Genomic DNA, 933 nt, shown 5'->3' with positions numbered 1-933 from the left:
ATTGGAGTTCGCCAGTTCAAACATTTGAGTGGCCGTGAATTCAGATACCAGTTAATCTGAATCAATTCATCATCACTAATCTCTTCAATTGGCTGACCCTTAGGAATAAATCGCCGTAACACTCGATTACGATTCTCATTACTACCACGTTCATGCGGAGAATAAGCATGGGCAAAGTACAACGGCACGCCGGTATTTTTCTCAATTGATTGGTAGTTGGCGAACTCTTTCCCGTGATCAACCGTCAGTGTCTTGAGATTAGTTCCTAATTGATTAGCTAACTCAAGGATAGCCTTAGTCATTGAAGTGCTATCTCGTCCACCAAGCCGTTTAACGATAGTAAGGCGACTCTTGCGTTCGACAAACGTGGCTACTGCTTGACCTTTGCGCTTGCCAGATAAAACTGTATCAGCTTCAAAATGGCCTGCAATATTACGATCAGAAGCTTCAGCTGGACGATCTTCAATCGAACGACCATGACTGAAAGTCCCACGGGTTTCTTTAGCACGCTTACGACGAATACCATGGTCAGGTAAATCAGTCATCCGAATATCTAGAAGTCCTTGATCGACCCAGTTATAGATAGTCTTGTAGGCGATCCTAACCACATGGGCTACTTGTTCAATTGACCATTTCTGAATCTTGATCTTGTCTTCGATTAGTCGCTTGAGGTTAGCCGTTAATGAGCATTTACGACCACGATAACTAAGTTTAGTTTCGTGGTCGGCTTGCGCACTAGTCGCATGGTATTCACCCTTTAACCGGTGAATTTCATTAAAGATAGTAGTCTTACTAAAGCCCAGGTAATCAGCGATATATCGAAGAGATCGCTTTTCATGACGAAGCGTTTCGATGACAATGCGGTCTGAAAATGATAAGATAGTGGTGCCCATAAAGGTCCTTCTTTCTAATGGAATGTTGTAACGACACCAT

1 protein-coding gene is annotated in these 933 nt (G+C 43.0%); it reads right to left on the bottom strand.

The window, feature by feature from the left end:
* The coding region (locus Q3C15_RS08645) for an IS30 family transposase (protein WP_302704971.1) at nt 1-893 on the bottom strand (893 nt) is incomplete at its 3' end.
* Nucleotides 894-933 lie beyond the last annotated feature (40 nt).

The organism is Ligilactobacillus sp. 110_WCHN (assembly GCF_030518115.1).
Classification (GTDB): Bacteria; Bacillota; Bacilli; order Lactobacillales; family Lactobacillaceae; genus Ligilactobacillus; species Ligilactobacillus aviarius_C.
Note: the sequence above shows the minus strand (reverse complement) of the source record. Positions and strands in the feature narration are given on the sequence as shown.